17 protein-coding genes are annotated in these 14,919 nt (G+C 63.7%); 9 read left to right on the top strand and 8 right to left on the bottom strand.

Going from position 1 to position 14,919, the window contains the following annotated elements; translation table 11 throughout:
* Nucleotides 1–66 precede the first annotated feature (66 nt).
* A complete protein-coding gene (locus ACPJW8_RS13095; RefSeq protein ID WP_330187569.1) occupies nucleotides 67–1,350 on the top strand; it encodes a citrate synthase in 1,284 nt (427 codons plus the stop codon).
* Between the two features lie 88 nt (nucleotides 1,351–1,438).
* Here the strand turns inward: ACPJW8_RS13095 and galE are convergent, their stop codons facing one another.
* Nucleotides 1,439–2,452, bottom strand: a complete 1,014-nt coding sequence (gene galE, locus ACPJW8_RS13090) for a UDP-glucose 4-epimerase GalE (RefSeq protein ID WP_330187570.1) — start codon at nucleotides 2,450–2,452, stop codon at nucleotides 1,439–1,441.
* A gap of 87 nt (nucleotides 2,453–2,539) precedes the next feature.
* Between galE and ACPJW8_RS13085 the strand changes: the two genes are divergently transcribed.
* Nucleotides 2,540–3,160: a TetR/AcrR family transcriptional regulator gene (locus ACPJW8_RS13085; RefSeq protein WP_330187571.1), complete on the top strand. Its 621-nt coding sequence runs from the start codon at nucleotides 2,540–2,542 to the stop codon at nucleotides 3,158–3,160.
* A 78-nt stretch (nucleotides 3,161–3,238) separates the two neighbouring features.
* Complete coding sequence (locus ACPJW8_RS13080; protein ID WP_330187844.1) at nucleotides 3,239–3,850, top strand: hypothetical protein; 612 nt, start codon at nucleotides 3,239–3,241, stop codon at nucleotides 3,848–3,850.
* Here ACPJW8_RS13080 and ACPJW8_RS13075 read toward each other — a convergent pair.
* Together ACPJW8_RS13075 and dapD are read right to left on the bottom strand one after the other, a co-directional pair.
* Nucleotides 3,847–4,716 carry a hypothetical protein gene (locus ACPJW8_RS13075; protein ID WP_330187572.1) on the bottom strand — a complete coding sequence of 290 codons (870 nt, stop codon included), beginning with the start codon at nucleotides 4,714–4,716 and terminating at the stop codon, nucleotides 3,847–3,849. The genes ACPJW8_RS13080 and ACPJW8_RS13075 overlap by 4 nt on opposite strands.
* Nucleotides 4,717–4,720: 4 nt before the next feature.
* Nucleotides 4,721–5,761, bottom strand: coding sequence for a 2,3,4,5-tetrahydropyridine-2,6-dicarboxylate N-succinyltransferase (dapD, locus tag ACPJW8_RS13070; RefSeq protein WP_330187573.1), 1,041 nt, complete (start codon nucleotides 5,759–5,761; stop codon nucleotides 4,721–4,723).
* Between the two features lie 50 nt (nucleotides 5,762–5,811).
* On the opposite strand from dapD, the gene dapE reads away from it, so the two are divergent.
* A complete protein-coding gene (gene dapE / locus ACPJW8_RS13065; protein ID WP_330187574.1) occupies nucleotides 5,812–6,966 on the top strand; it encodes a succinyl-diaminopimelate desuccinylase in 1,155 nt (384 codons plus the stop codon).
* Between the two features lie 68 nt (nucleotides 6,967–7,034).
* Here the strand turns inward: dapE and ACPJW8_RS13060 are convergent, their stop codons facing one another.
* The 4 genes from ACPJW8_RS13060 to ACPJW8_RS13045 form a co-directional block, all read right to left on the bottom strand.
* The gene (locus tag ACPJW8_RS13060) at nucleotides 7,035–7,886 is read right to left on the bottom strand and encodes an amino acid ABC transporter permease (protein WP_330187575.1); all 852 of its coding nucleotides are present in this window, start codon (nucleotides 7,884–7,886) and stop codon (nucleotides 7,035–7,037) included.
* Nucleotides 7,883–8,533, bottom strand: coding sequence for an amino acid ABC transporter permease (locus tag ACPJW8_RS13055; RefSeq protein WP_330187576.1), 651 nt, complete (start codon nucleotides 8,531–8,533; stop codon nucleotides 7,883–7,885). Before ACPJW8_RS13055 ends, ACPJW8_RS13060 begins: the two co-directional genes overlap by 4 nt.
* An 85-nt stretch (nucleotides 8,534–8,618) precedes the next feature.
* A complete protein-coding gene (locus ACPJW8_RS13050; RefSeq protein WP_330187577.1) occupies nucleotides 8,619–9,503 on the bottom strand; it encodes a glutamate ABC transporter substrate-binding protein in 885 nt (294 codons plus the stop codon).
* A 64-nt stretch (nucleotides 9,504–9,567) separates the two neighbouring features.
* Nucleotides 9,568–10,323 (bottom strand): amino acid ABC transporter ATP-binding protein, encoded by a 756-nt coding sequence (locus ACPJW8_RS13045; protein ID WP_330187578.1) that lies wholly within the window; start codon nucleotides 10,321–10,323, stop codon nucleotides 9,568–9,570.
* Nucleotides 10,324–10,440: 117 nt separating this feature from the next.
* Here ACPJW8_RS13045 and ACPJW8_RS13040 point away from each other — a divergent pair, with 117 nt between their 5' ends.
* The 4 genes from ACPJW8_RS13040 (at nucleotide 10,441) to ACPJW8_RS13025 (ending at nucleotide 13,279) form a co-directional block, all read left to right on the top strand.
* The gene (locus tag ACPJW8_RS13040) at nucleotides 10,441–11,226 is read left to right on the top strand and encodes a TIGR00730 family Rossman fold protein (RefSeq protein ID WP_330187579.1); all 786 of its coding nucleotides are present in this window, start codon (nucleotides 10,441–10,443) and stop codon (nucleotides 11,224–11,226) included.
* Between the two features lie 33 nt (nucleotides 11,227–11,259).
* Nucleotides 11,260–11,643 carry a DivIVA domain-containing protein gene (locus ACPJW8_RS13035; RefSeq protein WP_330187580.1) on the top strand — a complete coding sequence of 128 codons (384 nt, stop codon included), beginning with the start codon at nucleotides 11,260–11,262 and terminating at the stop codon, nucleotides 11,641–11,643.
* Between the two features lie 19 nt (nucleotides 11,644–11,662).
* The gene (locus ACPJW8_RS13030) at nucleotides 11,663–12,877 is read left to right on the top strand and encodes a hypothetical protein (protein ID WP_330187845.1); all 1,215 of its coding nucleotides are present in this window, start codon (nucleotides 11,663–11,665) and stop codon (nucleotides 12,875–12,877) included.
* 234 nt (nucleotides 12,878–13,111) lie between these two features.
* The gene (locus tag ACPJW8_RS13025) at nucleotides 13,112–13,279 is read left to right on the top strand and encodes a DUF3117 domain-containing protein (protein ID WP_009357720.1); all 168 of its coding nucleotides are present in this window, start codon (nucleotides 13,112–13,114) and stop codon (nucleotides 13,277–13,279) included.
* A gap of 91 nt (nucleotides 13,280–13,370) precedes the next feature.
* Here ACPJW8_RS13025 and ACPJW8_RS13020 read toward each other — a convergent pair whose 3' ends face one another.
* The gene (locus ACPJW8_RS13020; RefSeq protein WP_330187581.1) at nucleotides 13,371–14,003 is read right to left on the bottom strand and encodes an O-methyltransferase; all 633 of its coding nucleotides are present in this window, start codon (nucleotides 14,001–14,003) and stop codon (nucleotides 13,371–13,373) included.
* Nucleotides 14,004–14,244: 241 nt separating this feature from the next.
* Here ACPJW8_RS13020 and sigE point away from each other — a divergent pair, with 241 nt between their 5' ends.
* Nucleotides 14,245–14,871 carry an RNA polymerase sigma factor SigE gene (gene sigE / locus ACPJW8_RS13015; protein WP_330187582.1) on the top strand — a complete coding sequence of 209 codons (627 nt, stop codon included), beginning with the start codon at nucleotides 14,245–14,247 and terminating at the stop codon, nucleotides 14,869–14,871.
* Nucleotides 14,872–14,919: the final 48 nt, after the last annotated feature.

Raw genomic sequence — 14,919 nt, 5'->3', positions numbered from 1 at the left:
AATTAGTGACACCTGCGATCGCGCTGTAGTTTAAAACTGACTATTAAGCCTCATGAAGGGGACTCCATGACTGAGAACAACAGCGCCATCCTGCATCACGCAGGTGGGGAGCTCCAGCTCCCGCGCATCCAGGTTGTAGAAGGAAACGAAGGCTATGACGTTTCCAAGCTGCTGAAGCAGACGGGCGCAGTCACATTTGACCCCGGCTTTATGAACACCGCGGCCACCACTTCGGCCATTACCTACATCGACGGCGATGCCGGCATCCTGCGTTACCGCGGTTACCCCATCGAACAGCTGGCGGCAAACTCCAGCTTCCTCGAGGTGTCCTACCTCCTGATCTACGGCAACCTTCCCACCCCCACCGAACTCGAAGAGTTCGACCAGAAGATCCGCCGCCACACCCTGCTGCACGAAGAACTCAAGGGCTTCTTCGGCGGCTTCCCCCGGGACGCGCACCCCATGCCCGTCCTGTCCTCCGCAGTATCCGCGCTGTCCACCTTCTACCAGGACTCGCTGGACCCGTTCAATGCGGAACAGGTGGAGGTATCCACCATCCGCCTGATGGCCAAGCTGCCTGTCATCGCGGCGTACGCCCACAAGAAGTCCATTGGCCAGCCCATGCTGTACCCGGACAACTCCATGAACCTGGTGGAGAACTTCCTGCGCCTGTCCTTCGGCCTCCCCGCCGAGCAGTACGAGCTGGATCCGGTGATCGTCAAGGCCCTGGACCTGCTGCTCATCCTGCACGCTGACCACGAGCAGAACTGCTCCACGTCCACCGTGCGCCTGGTGGGTTCCTCCAACGCCAACCTCTTCGCTTCGGTCTCGGCCGGCATCAACGCCCTCTTCGGCCCCGCACACGGTGGAGCCAACGAGGCCGTACTCAAGATGCTCCGCCAGATCCAGGCCGACGGCACCAAGCCCGAGGACTACATGGAGAAGGTCAAGAACAAGGAGGACGGCGTCCGGCTCATGGGCTTCGGACACCGCGTCTACAAGAACTACGATCCCCGCGCCAAGATCGTCAAGGCCACCGCCCACGAGATCCTCTCCAAGCTCGGCGGCAACGATGAACTGCTGGACATCGCCATGCGCCTGGAAGAGAAGGCGCTCAACGATGACTACTTCATCCAGCGCAAGCTCTACCCCAACGTGGACTTCTACACCGGCCTGATCTACAAGGCCATGGGCTTCCCGGAGAAGATGTTCACCGTGCTGTTCGCGATCGGCCGCCTCCCCGGCTGGATCGCCCAGTGGCGCGAAATGATCAATGATCCCCAGACGAAGATCGGCCGTCCGCGCCAGCTCTACATCGGAGAGCCGGCCCGCGACTACCCCGCGCGCTGACTCCCCGGGTTATCGAAAGAACAAAAACGGCCGCCCACCTGCAAAGGTGGGCGGCCGTTTTTGTGCCCGGTGATCGAACCTGTCGAGATCAGGAGGCGTAGCCCATGGGGTTGTTCTTCTGCCAGCGCCAGTGGTCCTCGCACATCTGGTCGATCGTTTTGGTGGTGGCCCAGCTGAGGTCCGCCAGGGCGGAGGAGGCGTCGGCCCAGAAGGCGGGGAGGTCGCCGTCGCGCCGTCCGGTGATTTCGTAGGGGATCGGTTTCCCAACAGCCTTTTCGAAGGCATGCAGCATCTCAAGGACGGAGGTGCCCTTGCCTGAGCCGAGGTTCCAGCGGAATACGCCGCTGCGTTCGGCGACGTGGTTCAGTGCCGCCACATGCCCGTCGGCAAGGTCGACGACGTGGATGTAGTCCCGAAGGCAGGTTCCGTCAGGCGTGTCGTAGTCGCCGCCGAAGATCATGAGCTTGTCGCGCCGGCCAACGGCCACCTGGGCAATGAAGGGCACAAGGTTGTTGGGGATGCCTTGCGGATCCTCGCCGATCAGGCCTGACGGGTGTGCGCCCACCGGGTTGAAGTAACGCAGCAGGGCGATGTGCCAGCGGCTGTCTGCGGCGCCCAGGTCGGACAGGACGTCTTCAATCTGTTCCTTGGTGCGGCCGTAGGGGTTGTCCGCGCCGATTTCCATCTTCTCCACGTACGGGATCGGGTTGTGTCCGCCGTACACGGTGGCGGAGGAGCTGAAGACGATGGAGCGGACATCATGCCGGTCCATCACGCGGAGCAGGTTCAGCGTCCCCACCAGGTTGTTGTAGTAGTAGTTCAGCGGTTCCCGGACCGATTCGCCTACTGCCTTCAGTCCCGCGAAGTGGATGACAGCGTCAACGCCTGCTCCGGCAAAAACCTGCTCGACGGCGGGCTCGTCCACGAGGTCGACGTTGTGGAATTCGGCGCTCTTTCCGGAGAGCTTGGCCACCCTGCGGAGGGACTCCTCGCTGGAGTTGACCAGGTTGTCGAGGACGACGACGTCGTGGCCGGCCTGCTGGAGGGACAAAACGGTGTGCGAGCCGATGTAACCGGTGCCTCCGGTAACCAGAATTTTCATGCCTCAAAACTATCCCATGTGTCGGCTGACGTGCCGTTTGCGCGTGTGGTGTGACGGCAGGGAAGCACATCTGTGCTAAAAAAGGGGGTGCCCAAAATCGTAGACCCGCAGGCCCGTCGGCAGGATGTAGTAGACGCAGTCTGGCGGATTATTGCAAGTGATGGACTGGAGCGGGCTTCGCTGCGCGAGGTGGCGGATGAGGCCGGGCTGGCCGTGGGGTCTGTCAGGCATTACTTTGCCGGGAGCGAGGAACTTCATCGGTACGCCTTCGCTGCGGTGGTGGACCGTGTGCTGCAGCGGTTGGCGGCTGCTGAGTCCGTGGTGCTTGCGCAGCAGCCGGGCAGCGCGGCACACCTCGAGGCTGTTTTGACACTTCTGGGTGAGTTCCTGCCGCTTGATGAGGACCGGGCCATGGATGCCTGCGTCTGGATGGCCTTCAAGAATGCTGCCCGGATCAAGCCTTTCCTTGCCGGGGAGGCGGACCGCAGCCACCGGGCCGTGGCGGCGATTGTCGGCCAGGTGATCAGCGGGCTTTTGCCGGGAGCCGGACTCGGGGATCGTCTGGTGGTTGAAGCTGAGCACCTGCTGGCCGTCCTTGACGGTCTTTGCATGCACGCGCTGCTGCAACCGGAATGGATGTCTGCTGCCATGTGCCACGACGTCCTGCAAGCCCACCTCGCAGGAATGCAGACCCGTTCCAGCAGCTAACCGGCCCTGGGAGGAATACACTAAGAAGCGCGCTGGGCCGGTCAATCCGGACGGAGCCCAGGCGTCCTGGGAGGGATGATGCACCACAGGGAGGGTGACGGCTGGCGGATCACCATGGATACCTCTGGCCCCATGATGATCGCCCTCTATACGCGTGATATTGCCGGGCTTGAAGGAATCGGCCAGCCGGCATTGAGTCCGGTTTCGCCCAAAGTGCGGGCATCGGACCACTCCCACCTGACTGCTGATGTTGGCGGGCAGGGTTCCCTTCGCACCGAGTGGGAAGCCTGGTGGCACCAGCTCTTGAAGGCTTATCCGCAGTGCCGCCCGGACCTCTCGCCTCCGGATTTCACGTCCTTCGGTAATTCTCCGGCCCTGCAGCGTGTCCTGCAGGCCCACTTTGGCGCGGCCTTGAGCTGGGCTCGCGACCGCCGCAGCGAGTACGCGGAGCTGGAGGCGGAGCGTGAGGCGGCCGGAGCACAATTGTTGCTGGATGACCTCGTGGAAGACAGGCTGATGGAAGTTGGCCGCAGCGCACGGAATTTTGAGTTGTCCATCATTGAGCTGCCCCTGAACGAGCAGCGGGCCTGGTACCTCGAGCCCAACCGGATCATCATGAGCCAGGATCTCCTGAGCCAGCCTGAGCTGTTCCGCAGCTACGTCCAGCCCGTGGTGGAGTTGCTGGCCTAGCTGTCCTCCACCACGGCCAGCCGGATCTCCACAGTGCCGTCTGGAACCACATTCTCTGCGGTACCACTGGCTGCCTGCCAGCCGGTCCTGGTGCCCCGGTCCCAGGCCTGGCCGCCGACTTCCACCCCTGTGATCCCCAGGTCCTTGGCACTGGCCACGGCCCACTGCGCCACAGACCATGCATAAGGTGTCTCGACGCGCACGCTGCCGTCCTCCTGCGGCGTAGCCGTGATGGGCCCATAAGCCGCTTCCAGTTCCTGGATAACCGCCGCGGTATCTCCTGACGCTTCGGGGGAGCGGAGCGTGCACGTAACCACTGCGGGAGCCTGGCCGGTCAGCCCGGAAGCGAAGGCCCTGCCCATGTCCTCATGCTGGGCGTAGGCCTCCGGGAACGCCGAGCGCTGGACCCTTTGTGCGGCTTCGGTAATCTGAAGGGCTTCATACCCTTCAACGGTCACGAGGACATCGTAGAAGGCGTTTGTGGCGTAGTAGGGGTCCATCACCTGGGCTTCGGTACCCCAGCCCTGCGACGGGCGCTGCTGGAACAATCCCCGGGAATCAGGACCTGCACGGTCGCCATAGTCAATGTTGCGCAGCTTTGATTCCTGCATGGCCGTTGCCAGGGCAATGGTGGCCGCACGGGGCGGCAGGCCGCGCCGCACGGCGAGTGCGGAAATCAGTGCTGCGTTGTGGGCCTGGTCAGTAGCCAGCTCCGCGGATAATGCGCCAACTGTTGCAGTGCAGCGCTCCGAGACCAGGGTCTCGGAGCGCTGCAGGAACCCCACCACTGTGTAGATCCCGACGGCTGCCAAGGCAATGACAAGTAATGCTGTCAGTGCCCGGCGAACCGTGCGTTGTTGTGGCACGGACTCAGTTGGCGTGCAGGGCGTCGTTCAGTTCGACGGTCTGGCCCTTGCGCGGCAGTGCTTCGACGGCGCCGTTGGTGGAATCGCGACGGAACAGCAGGTTGGGGACGCCGGAGAGTTCCACGGCCTTGACGATCTTTGTGGTGTCCTCACCCAGTTCGTCCTTGGGACCGGGAACGCGGACCCGGGTGCCTGCCGTGACGTACAGGCCTGCTTCCACTACAGAGTCATCACCGATGCTGATGCCGACGCCGGAGTTTGCGCCCAGGAGTACACGCTCACCGATGACGATCTTTTCCTTGCCGCCGCCGGACAGGGTGCCCATGATGGACGCGCCGCCGCCAACGTCAGTGCCGTCCCCGGCCACAACGCCTGCGGAGATGCGGCCTTCGACCATTGAGGTGCCCAGTGTTCCCGCGTTGAAGTTCACGAAGCCCTCATGCATCACCGTGGTGCCCTCAGCCAGGTGGGCGCCAAGGCGCACGCGGTCAGCGTCAGCAATACGGACCCCGGCCGGGACCACGTAGTCAACCATGCGGGGGAACTTGTCCACGCCGTATACGGTGACGGCGCCGCGGCGGCGGAGGCGGGCGCGCGTCAGCTCAAAGCCCTCGACAGCGGCCGGGCCGAAGTTGGTCCAGACAACGTTGGGGAGCTTGCCGAAGATGCCGTCCAGGTTGATGGTGTTCGGCTTTACCAGGCGGTGCGAGAGGAGGTGGAGGCGCAGGTAGGCATCTGCGGTGTCAGCAGGTGCCTCGTCGAGGTTGATCTGTACGAAGACGACCTTCTGCTCGGTTCCGCGGTCGGCGTCGGAGCCGTTGGCGGCGATTTCCTCAAGCACGTCGTCAGCGTTTTCCACGGCGCGCAGGTTCTCCGCCGCCACACCCAGGGCGGGGGCCGGGAACCAGACGTCCAGGACCGTGGACTGCGCGGCGTCCCCGGAACCGGTGGTGGCGATGGTGGCCACGCCAAAACCGTAGGCGGAGCGGGAATCGGGGGCTGCGGTCTGGTTTTCGGGCACGGTGGAAGCGGCAGTCTCAGTCATGGCATCAGTGTATCGAGAGCCGGTGCCAAGACTCGAACTAGACTGGCAACGTGACTGCCCACCCTGCCTCGCTGAATCCTGTTCCCAACCGCCCTGCCGTTCCGCCGCTGGACCTGCTGCAGGACGTTGCCCTGCTCGCGGCTGACGTGATCGACGTCGATAGTGTCTCCGGCAATGAGGGCCCACTGGCCGACGCCGTGGAGGCGGCACTGCGCGCTCTGCCCGGCTTGAGCGTAGTTCGCGACGGCGATGCCATCATCGCCCGCACGGAACTGGGGCGGTCCGAACGCGTGATCCTGGCCGGGCATCTTGATACGGTGCCGCTGCCCACCACCCCCGGCGCTTTTGGTACTGTCCCCTCCACCTGGGAGTCCGGCACGCCGGGTGAAGGCATCCTGTACGGCCGTGGAACCACGGACATGAAGGGCGGCGTTGCCGTCCAGCTCGCCCTTGCGGCCAGGTTGTTCGACGGCGGGACGGAACCGGTCAAGGACGTCACCTTTGTGTTTTATGACCACGAGGAAGTGGAAGCCGTGAAGAGCGGCCTGGGCCGCCTGGTACGCAACCACCCTGATCTCCTGCGCGGTGACTTCGCCATCCTGCTGGAGCCGACGCATGGCACAGTGGAGGGCGGCTGCAACGGGACCAGCCGTTTCGAGGCAACCACCCGCGGCGAAGCAGCACACTCTGCCCGCGCGTGGATGGGCAGCAACGCCATCCACGCCGCCGCCCCCATCCTGGCGAGGCTGGCCGGATACGAGCCCCAAACCATCAACGTTGACGGCCTCGATTACCGCGAGAGCCTGAACGCCGTGAAGATCCACGGCGGCACTGCCGGCAACGTCATCCCGGACAAGTGCGTGGTGGAGATCAATTACAGGTTCGCCCCGGATAAGACGCCGGACCAGGCAGAGGCGCAAGTCCGTGAGCTGCTGGAGGGCTTCGACGTGGTGCGGACAGACGCTGCAGCCGGCGCCCGGCCCGGGCTGAACCATCCGGCTGCTGCCTCGTTCGTGGCGGCTGTTGGTGCCGAGCCCAAGCCCAAGTATGGCTGGACGGACGTTGCCCGTTTCAGCGAACTGGGGATTCCCGCCGTCAACTTCGGCCCCGGCGATCCGCTGCTGGCCCACAAGGACAATGAACACGTCGACGCCGATGCCATCCGGGAGTGCCTCGGGGCGCTCCGCACGTGGCTGCTCGGGTAGACCGCGCGCTTTCAAACGAAAAGGTCCGGAACCAGGTGGTTCCGGACCTTTTCGTTGAGCCTGTGGCCTTAGAGCTTTCCGGGCTGTGGCATCTGGAGGTCCACGGTCTTGATGGCCGGGGCCACACCGCCCGCAGCCTTCTTGGAGCCGCGGCGTTCGATCCACACAGCAAGCCGTGACACTGCAATGTTGATGGCGATGTAGATGCCGGCAGCCACGAAGAAGATGGGGAACAGGTACTGGTTGCCCAGGAAGTCCGCCATCACCTGAACCGCGCGGAGCAGCTCGGCGTAAGCCACGATGTAGCCCAGCGAGGTGTCCTTCAGGAGCACCACCAGCTGTGCCACCAGGGACGGCATCATGCGGCGGACGGCCTGCGGCAGTTCGATCAGCATGCGCGATTTGAAGCTGGTGAGGCCGATGGCCAGGCCGGCTTCGCGCTGTCCCTTGGGCAGGGACGCGATGCCGGCGCGGATGATCTCGGCAAAAACGGCAGAGTTGTACAGCACAAGGCCGGTCACTACGGCGATGAACGGCGACGTTGCGAAGACCAGCAGCACGAACAGCATCATCAGGACCACCGGCATGCCGCGCAGGAATTCCAGGAGTACGCGGGCAGGGACCCGGATCCACGCCACCAGGGAAATCCGCAACAGGCAGAGCATCAGGCCAAGCGGGAAGGCAATGACGGCGGACAACGCGGCGGCGGTCAGGGTGGCGCCGATGCCGTTGAGGATCAACGTCCACACATCACCGCGGGTGAAGATCGCCCAGCGTCGGCCTTCGAAGATGCCCTGCTGGGCCAACGTGAAGACAATCAATGCCAGCAGCCCAAGGACCAGGACGGCACCAACGATCGAGGCGATCAGGGAGACCCTACGGGCCCTGGGGCCGGGAGCGTCGTAAAGGACTGAAGTCATCGGGCAATCGCCACCTTTCGTTCGACGGTGCTGGCCAGGATGCCCAGCGGAACGGTCAGCAGCAGGTAGAAGAAGGCAACGCCGAGGAGGACTGCCATCACCTGGTCACCGTTTGCGTTGGCCATCTGGCGGCCGTGTCCGAACAGTTCCAGGACGTAGAAGGCGCCGGCCACTGAAGAGTTCTTGACCAGCGCGATCAGGATATTAATCATGGGCGGAACCACTGTCCGCAACGCCTGGGGCAGGATGATGAGGCCCAGGACCTGGCCGAATTTCATGCCGATGCTGCGGGCGGCTTCGGCCTGGCCTACCGGAACGCTGTTGACACCGGACCGGATGGCTTCGGCGATGAAGGCGGAGGTGTACGTGCTCAAGGCGATGATCGCGGCGATTTCGAACTGCTCAAAAGTCACACCAAGCCGCGGAAGGACCACAGCCGCGAAGAAGAAAGCGATGGTCAGCGGGGTATTGCGGAGGACTTCCACATAGACGGTGCTGAAGCCACGGAGGGCCGCGACAGGGGAAACGCGGGCGGACGCCACGAAGGTGCCCAGTACAAGTGCGATGAGCCCCGAGACGGCTGAAAGATAGAGGGTGCGGAGAAAGCCGTCCCAATAGATGGGCAGGTTTTCGATGATGACGTCCATAAGATCCTTCGGCGGTGTCGTGGACTGGAACGAAGATGAAAGCAGGTGCCGGACGGATCCCCGTCCGGCACCTGCTCAGGCCGTATCAGTAACGGTCAAGCTCGGGCAGGTCGGGAGCGGTCTTGATGACCGATCCGGCCGTGGCTTCCCAGGCCTTCTTGTACGATCCGTCTTCCTGGAAGCTCTCCAGCTGATCGTTGATCCAGTTGCGGAACTCGGTATCTTCCTTCTTCAGGCCGATGCCGTAAGGCTCCTTGGTGAACGTCTCATCCGAGGCGAGCTTGAAGGCATCCGGTTCCTTGTCCACAAAACCGGCAAGGATCACGTTGTCCGTGGTGACTGCTTCGACCTGCTTGTTGCGCAGCGGCTCGAGGCAGGCGGAGTAGGTGGCGACCGGAACAAGCTCGGCTCCGTACTTGTCCACGATGGTGGCGGCGGGGGTTGAGCCCGTGACGGAGCAGACCTTCTTGCCCTTGACGTCCTCAGGGGTCTTGATGGAGTCGTTGTCCTTGTTCACCATCAGCGCCTGGCCGGCCTCGTAGTACGGCCCGGCGAAGCTGACAACTTCCTTGCGCTTGTCGTTGATGGTGTAGGTGGCGATCACGATGTCCACCTGGCCCTGCTGGATGAAGGGCTCGCGGTTGGCGGAGACGGTCTCGGACCATTCGATCTTGTCTGCCGGGATTCCCAGCTTGGCGGCGATCAGCTTGCCGATTTCGACGTCGAAGCCAACCGGCTTGCCGTCAAGGCCAACCTGGCCGAACAGCGGCTGGTCGAACTTGGTGCCGATCTTGATGGAGCCTGCCTGGGAGAGCTTTTCCATGGTGGTACCGGCCGGGAACGTAGGAGCCTCGGCGACGCTGGGCTCGTCGGTCGGGGTACCGCCGCCGCCACAGGCGCTCAGGGTCAGGGCCATCGCCGCACCGGCGGCAAGGAGGATGGATTTCCGCCTGGAGATAAATGCCTTCATGACATTCCTTTCATTGGGTGGCCGCTGTTGGCGGCCTGGATGCGATGTTGGGTGATCGTGCAGGTCAGTGGGTGAGGAGCTTGGACAGGAAGTCCTTGGCGCGGTCGCTCTTGGGGTTGGTGAAGAACTCCTCGGGAGTGGCGTCCTCGACGATCTGGCCGTCCGCCATAAACACAACTCGGTCAGCGGCCTTGCGGGCAAAGCCCATCTCGTGGGTCACCACGATCATGGTCATGCCTTCTTTCGCGAGCTGGATCATGACGTCCAGGACCTCGTTGATCATTTCGGGGTCCAGTGCGGAGGTTGGCTCGTCAAAGAGCATCACCTTCGGTTTCATGGCCAGGGCCCGGGCGATCGCCACTCGCTGCTGCTGCCCGCCGGAGAGTTGGGCCGGCAGCTTGGGAGCCTGGTGGCCAACGCCCACACGTTCCAGCAGTGCCATGGCTTCCTTGTCTGCCTGTGCCTTGGGCGTGCCCTTGACCTTGATGGGGCCAAGGGTGACGTTTTCCAGGATGGTCTTGTGCGCGAAGAGGTTGAAGGACTGGAAGACCATTCCGACGTCGGCACGAAGCTGGGCAAGGGCCTTGCCCTCCTCCGGCAGCACCTTGCCGTCGATCTTGATAGTGCCGCCCTCGATGGTCTCGAGGCGGTTGATGGCGCGGCAGAGCGTGGATTTTCCGGAGCCTGAAGGCCCGATGACCACCACAACCTCGCCCTTGCGGACCTGGAGATCGATGTCCTTGAGTACGTGCAACTGGCCGTAGTGCTTGTTGACGGCGTTCAGGGAGACGAGGGCATCGCCGGGCACATAAGTAGTCATAGGAAGAATCTAGCGAACATTGTCCCGATATGACCGCAATCACTCCCGGTTCCTGCTGAATCGTGACTCAAGAGATACCGGCGGGTACCAATGCCCGCGGCGCGTTAGCCTTGAGCAATGAGCAATAACCCAGACCCTGCCAACCTCTCGCAGCCCCGCCGGAAAGGTCCTTTGGAACTCCGCCGTAAACAAGCTGCGGTTGAGATGTCGGATCAGCACCTGCTGGATACCAAGGGCCCGGGGCAGTTTGTGCATACTGATCCCTGGCGGGTGCTGAGGATCCAGAGCGAATTCGTCGAAGGCTTTGGGGCCCTTGCCGATCTGGGGCCTGCCGTCAGTGTGTTTGGATCCGCGCGGACCAAGCCGGGAACCGTCTACTACGACATGGCCATTGAAGTGGGGCGCCACCTTGCCCAGGCAGGGGTCGCGGTCATCACCGGCGGCGGCCCGGGCTCCATGGAGGCTGCAAACCGCGGAACGGTGGACGGCAACGGTGTCTCGGTGGGGCTGGGCATTGAACTCCCGTTTGAGCAGGGCCTGAATCCCTGGGTGGACCTCGGGGTCAACTTCCGGTACTTCTTTGCCCGCAAGACCATGTTCGTCAAGTACGCCCAGGGCTTCATAGTTCTCCCGGGCGGCCTGGGTACGCTGGATGAACTGTTCGAGGCCATGGTCCTGGTCCAGACCCGCAAGGTGACCTCGTTTCCGATTGTCCTGCTGGGCACTGCTTTCTGGACCCCAATGCTCGAATGGCTGCGGGGAACCCTGGTGGCCGAGGGCATGGTTTCCGAGCAGGACCTGGACCTGATCCAGGTGGTCGATGATCCTGCAGAGGCCGTCCGCCGTGTGCTCCAGGGCAGCATCCAACCGGCATCCCTGAACGGCGAGACGCCTCCGGAGTGAGCCCGGGGGCCGACTTCTGGCACCATGGGTCAGGTGAGCTACTTTCTGGTTTTCCTGGCCGTTGCGCTGCTTGGTGCCGTGGCATGGTTCGCCACCGGCACACGGAGACGGGGACGTGCAGGCAGTGTCCATGACGTCATCCTCGATGACGCGTTAGGCGAACCGGTCGCGAACCTTCCGCCGGTCCTTCTTCCCGAAGCCGTTGCGCCCGCCGACGTGGACAAGGTCCGGTTCTCTCTTGGCCTCAGGGGCTATCGGATGGATCAGGTGGACCAGGTCCTGGACCGGTTGAGGGACCAGCTCGCAGCGCGTGATGCGGAAATCGCCCGGCTCCGCCAGCTGCAGCCCGACGAGGATTCCGTCCGTGAGGCCCCTCCGGCAGCGGCACCAGCCCCGAAGGACATCCTTGAGCACTGAAACTGACAACGTGCAGGCGGTGAGACGGACGCTTCGCGGATCCGCGGCGCCACTGGTGGCTGCTGTTAACAGGTGGCCATGGTGGATCCAGGTCCTGGCCATCTACGTGGCAGCCAGGGTGGGCAGTGCCTGCATCTTCGCTGCCGCCACACTCCAGCAGGGCCCCGGACCGTGGGGTGGTGCCCACCCGGGCTACTGGGACTTCATCAATATCTGGGATGCCCGCTGGTACGGAAGAATCTTCACCGAAGGTTACCCGTCAGAGCTGCCTGTCGACGCAGCAGGTAACGTCCAGGAGAACGCGTGGGCGTTCTATCCCCTTTTCCCCCTCCTTGGCCGGGGGCTGTCGGCTGTGACAGGCATGTCCGCAGGTGCAGCCCTCACAACGATTGCCATGCTCGCGGGCCTGGGTGCCGCCGTCGTGGTTTACCTGCTGTTCCGGGAGAAGGCTGACCACGGCGATGCGCTGTGGGGCGTCGTTTTCTTCTCCACGTTCCCGGTCTCCGGGATCCTGCAGGTTCCGTACGCCGAGTCCCTGAATACGCTGCTCCTGGCCGCGGCCCTGCTGCTGGTGGTCCGCCGGATGTACCTGGAAGCGGCGCCGCTGGTGGTGCTGATGTGCCTCTCCCGACCTGTGGGGGTGGCGTTCGCCGCGATGGTTGGCATCCTGCTGCTCGTCCGGCTGTACGGGTGGTGGACAGGTGGCAGGTCCCGGGAAAAGACCGGTGCGCTGGTCAGGCTTGGGGTGCTGGTGCTGGTCAGTGGCGTTTCGGCGGTGCTCTGGCCCATCCTGGCGTGGCAGACCACCGGTGACTTCCAGGCGTACACCAAGACTGAAAGTGTGTGGCGCGGCGGTGGCCTGGTGCCGTTTGTGCCGTGGTTCGACATGGGTGCAGGGCTGCTGGGACCCGTAGCCGGCATGCTGGCGCCGTTCGTGCTGGCGGCCGGATTCGCGTGGTTGATGTTTGCCCCTCCGGTAGTCCGCCTGGGCCTGGAACTGCGGCTCTGGTGTACCTGCTACATGGCGTACCTTCTGGTTTTCCTGCATCCCCAGACCAGCACGTTCCGGTTGCTGCTCCCGCTGTTCCCCCTGGCGTTGGGCGCCGCGTTCCTGTCCCGTTCCCGCGCGTACCGGGGAACGGTGACTGTGATGTTCGTGCTGCTGCAGATTGTGTGGATCGTCTGGCTGTGGGTATGGGCGCAGTTGCCCGGCGGCGGCGATTATCCGCCCTGACCGGGGGCAACGCCCGGCAACCCGGGCCGTGGAAGCCGCGCCGGGAAAGTCCATCGATTAGCCCCTGCCGTGCAATTACGGGATAATAGGGGCAAGCAAGGACACGACATCCAGCGGGTCCGGTAATGGCTTTTGCGTGATCCCCGTGGTCCGCGGCTGCATCCGGAGCTGCTTGAAGTGCGGACACAGCCCGACCGGGCTGGAATGTCCTGGGACTATTGGAGGGAATTCCTCATGGCGGCTATGAAACCTCGCACCGGCGACGGCCCTATGGAAGTCACTAAGGAGGGCCGCAGCCTGATCATGCGCGTCCCGCTCGAAGGCGGCGGACGGCTTGTGGTGGAACTCAATGCTGCCGAGGCGGCCAACCTCAAGGAATGCCTGGTGGGTGTTACCGAGTAACGTGGCCGGATAACAGGTCACCAAGGTCAAAAAAGCAGGGTCCGCGGCTGGTGCCGCGGACCCTGCTTTTTCCGTTGTTGGGGGAGGAGCCCTACTTCTTCACGGCCACCAGGAGGCCGTCACCGGTGGGCAGCATGGCCGACGCCAGCCGGTCATCATCCCGGATGGCCCGGCCCACCTGGCGCAGCACTGTGGTGCTGGCATCGCGGGCTGTCGGGTTGGCCACGCGGTCCTTGTCCAGTGCGTCGTTGATGATGAGCAGCCCGCTGCGCTTGAGCAGCCGGATGGCCTGTTCCACGTAACCGGGCAGGCTGGGCTTGTCCGCGTCGATGAAAACGAGGTCGTAGGCGGCGTCCGTCAGGCGCGGGAGGACATCGCCGGCCCGGCCGGAAATGGTGCGGGTCCGGTTGGCAGGACTGCCTGATTCAAGGAAGGCCTCGCGCGCGGCACGAAGGTGTTCGACGTCCACATCAATGGTGGTCAGTACGGCCTGGGGTCCCAGGCCCCGCAGGAGGCAGACACCGGAAACCCCGGCGCCGGTCCCGATCTCGACGGCGGTCTGTGCCTTTGACGCGGCAGCAAGCACTGTGAGTGCCGCACCCACGCCGCGGCCGATCGGGGTGACGCCCAGTTCGAAGGACCGTTCGCGCGCGCGCATCAGAATCTCATCCTCGGCAGGCAGATCTTCTGCGTAGGACCAGCTGGTGGACTTATCGGCGCTCATGGGTGTTCGCTTTCTGGGCGGGAGGGGACGTGTTGTTTACAGAGTACTGTGTCCCGGTGCGCCAGCCCGGCAGTTAGCCGGTGGGGCGGGTGTGACGGTACCAACTTGGTGACGGAAATTTCCTGTTTCAGGAAACTCCCAGCCAACTCTGCCATGATGAATATCCGGTCAGCCAAGTGGTGATCGGCGCCGAATAACAGATGTGTATCCGGGCGTTAGCAATCCACGAGGGGAGTGGACGATGTCATCTTCAGTAGTGGCACCTGTCCCTGCAACACCATCCACCATAGATACCGCCAGCGAATGGGTCCGCCCCACGTGGGAGGAAGTGGTGACCAACCACTCCGCCAAGGTATACCGGCTTGCCTATCGGCTGACCGGCAACAAATTCGACGCCGAGGACCTCACCCAGGAAGTTTTTGTCCGGGTGTTCCGTTCCCTGGACAAATTCCGGCCGGGTACGCTGGATGGCTGGCTGCACCGGATCACTACCAACTTGTTCCTTGACCAGGCGCGCCGCAAGAGCCGCATCCGGTTCGATGCACTGGCTGAGGACGCCGAGTCCAGGATTCCGGGACGCGAGCCCGGCCCGGAGCAGAGCTTCGAGCTGAACAACCTGGACCTGGACGTCCAGGCCGCCCTGGAGGAACTGCCGCCGGACTTCCGCGCCGCCGTCGTGCTTTGCGATCTTGAGGGTCTGTCCTATGACGAAGTCGCGGAAGCGCTGGGCGTTAAGCTCGGCACTGTCCGGTCCCGGATCCACCGCGGGCGCACCATGCTGCGTGATAAATTGGCGCACCGCGACCCACGCCCGCAGGCGTCCCGCAAACCCCGGTTGTCGATGCCGCGCATCGCAGGTCTTCGCTGATCGGCGCCATGGGTCCATTCCGGAATTCGTTGCGAAGGCATCACCGGG

Origin of the sequence: Pseudarthrobacter sp. J47, from assembly GCF_049810315.1 — a bacterium.
Lineage (GTDB): Bacteria > Actinomycetota > Actinomycetes > Actinomycetales > Micrococcaceae > Arthrobacter.
The sequence above is the reverse complement of the archived record's forward strand: the minus strand, read 5'-3'. Positions and strand labels throughout refer to the sequence as shown.

What these genes read in the sequence shown, in the direction of transcription:
- ACPJW8_RS13095 (WP_330187569.1), top strand. Translation starts at nt 67, where the DNA reads ATGACTGAGAACAACAGCGCCATCCTGCATCACGCAGGTGGGGAGCTC.
- galE (WP_330187570.1), bottom strand. Translation starts at nt 2,452, where the DNA reads ATGAAAATTCTGGTTACCGGAGGCACCGGTTACATCGGCTCGCACACC.
- ACPJW8_RS13080 (WP_330187844.1), top strand. Translation starts at nt 3,239, where the DNA reads ATGCACCACAGGGAGGGTGACGGCTGGCGGATCACCATGGATACCTCT.
- dapD (WP_330187573.1), bottom strand. Translation starts at nt 5,761, where the DNA reads ATGACTGAGACTGCCGCTTCCACCGTGCCCGAAAACCAGACCGCAGCC.
- ACPJW8_RS13060 (WP_330187575.1), bottom strand. Translation starts at nt 7,886, where the DNA reads ATGACTTCAGTCCTTTACGACGCTCCCGGCCCCAGGGCCCGTAGGGTC.
- ACPJW8_RS13055 (WP_330187576.1), bottom strand. Translation starts at nt 8,533, where the DNA reads ATGGACGTCATCATCGAAAACCTGCCCATCTATTGGGACGGCTTTCTC.
- ACPJW8_RS13050 (WP_330187577.1), bottom strand. Translation starts at nt 9,503, where the DNA reads ATGAAGGCATTTATCTCCAGGCGGAAATCCATCCTCCTTGCCGCCGGT.
- ACPJW8_RS13045 (WP_330187578.1), bottom strand. Translation starts at nt 10,323, where the DNA reads ATGACTACTTATGTGCCCGGCGATGCCCTCGTCTCCCTGAACGCCGTC.
- ACPJW8_RS13040 (WP_330187579.1), top strand. Translation starts at nt 10,441, where the DNA reads ATGAGCAATAACCCAGACCCTGCCAACCTCTCGCAGCCCCGCCGGAAA.
- ACPJW8_RS13025 (WP_009357720.1), top strand. Translation starts at nt 13,112, where the DNA reads ATGGCGGCTATGAAACCTCGCACCGGCGACGGCCCTATGGAAGTCACT.
- ACPJW8_RS13020 (WP_330187581.1), bottom strand. Translation starts at nt 14,003, where the DNA reads ATGAGCGCCGATAAGTCCACCAGCTGGTCCTACGCAGAAGATCTGCCT.
- sigE (WP_330187582.1), top strand. Translation starts at nt 14,245, where the DNA reads ATGTCATCTTCAGTAGTGGCACCTGTCCCTGCAACACCATCCACCATA.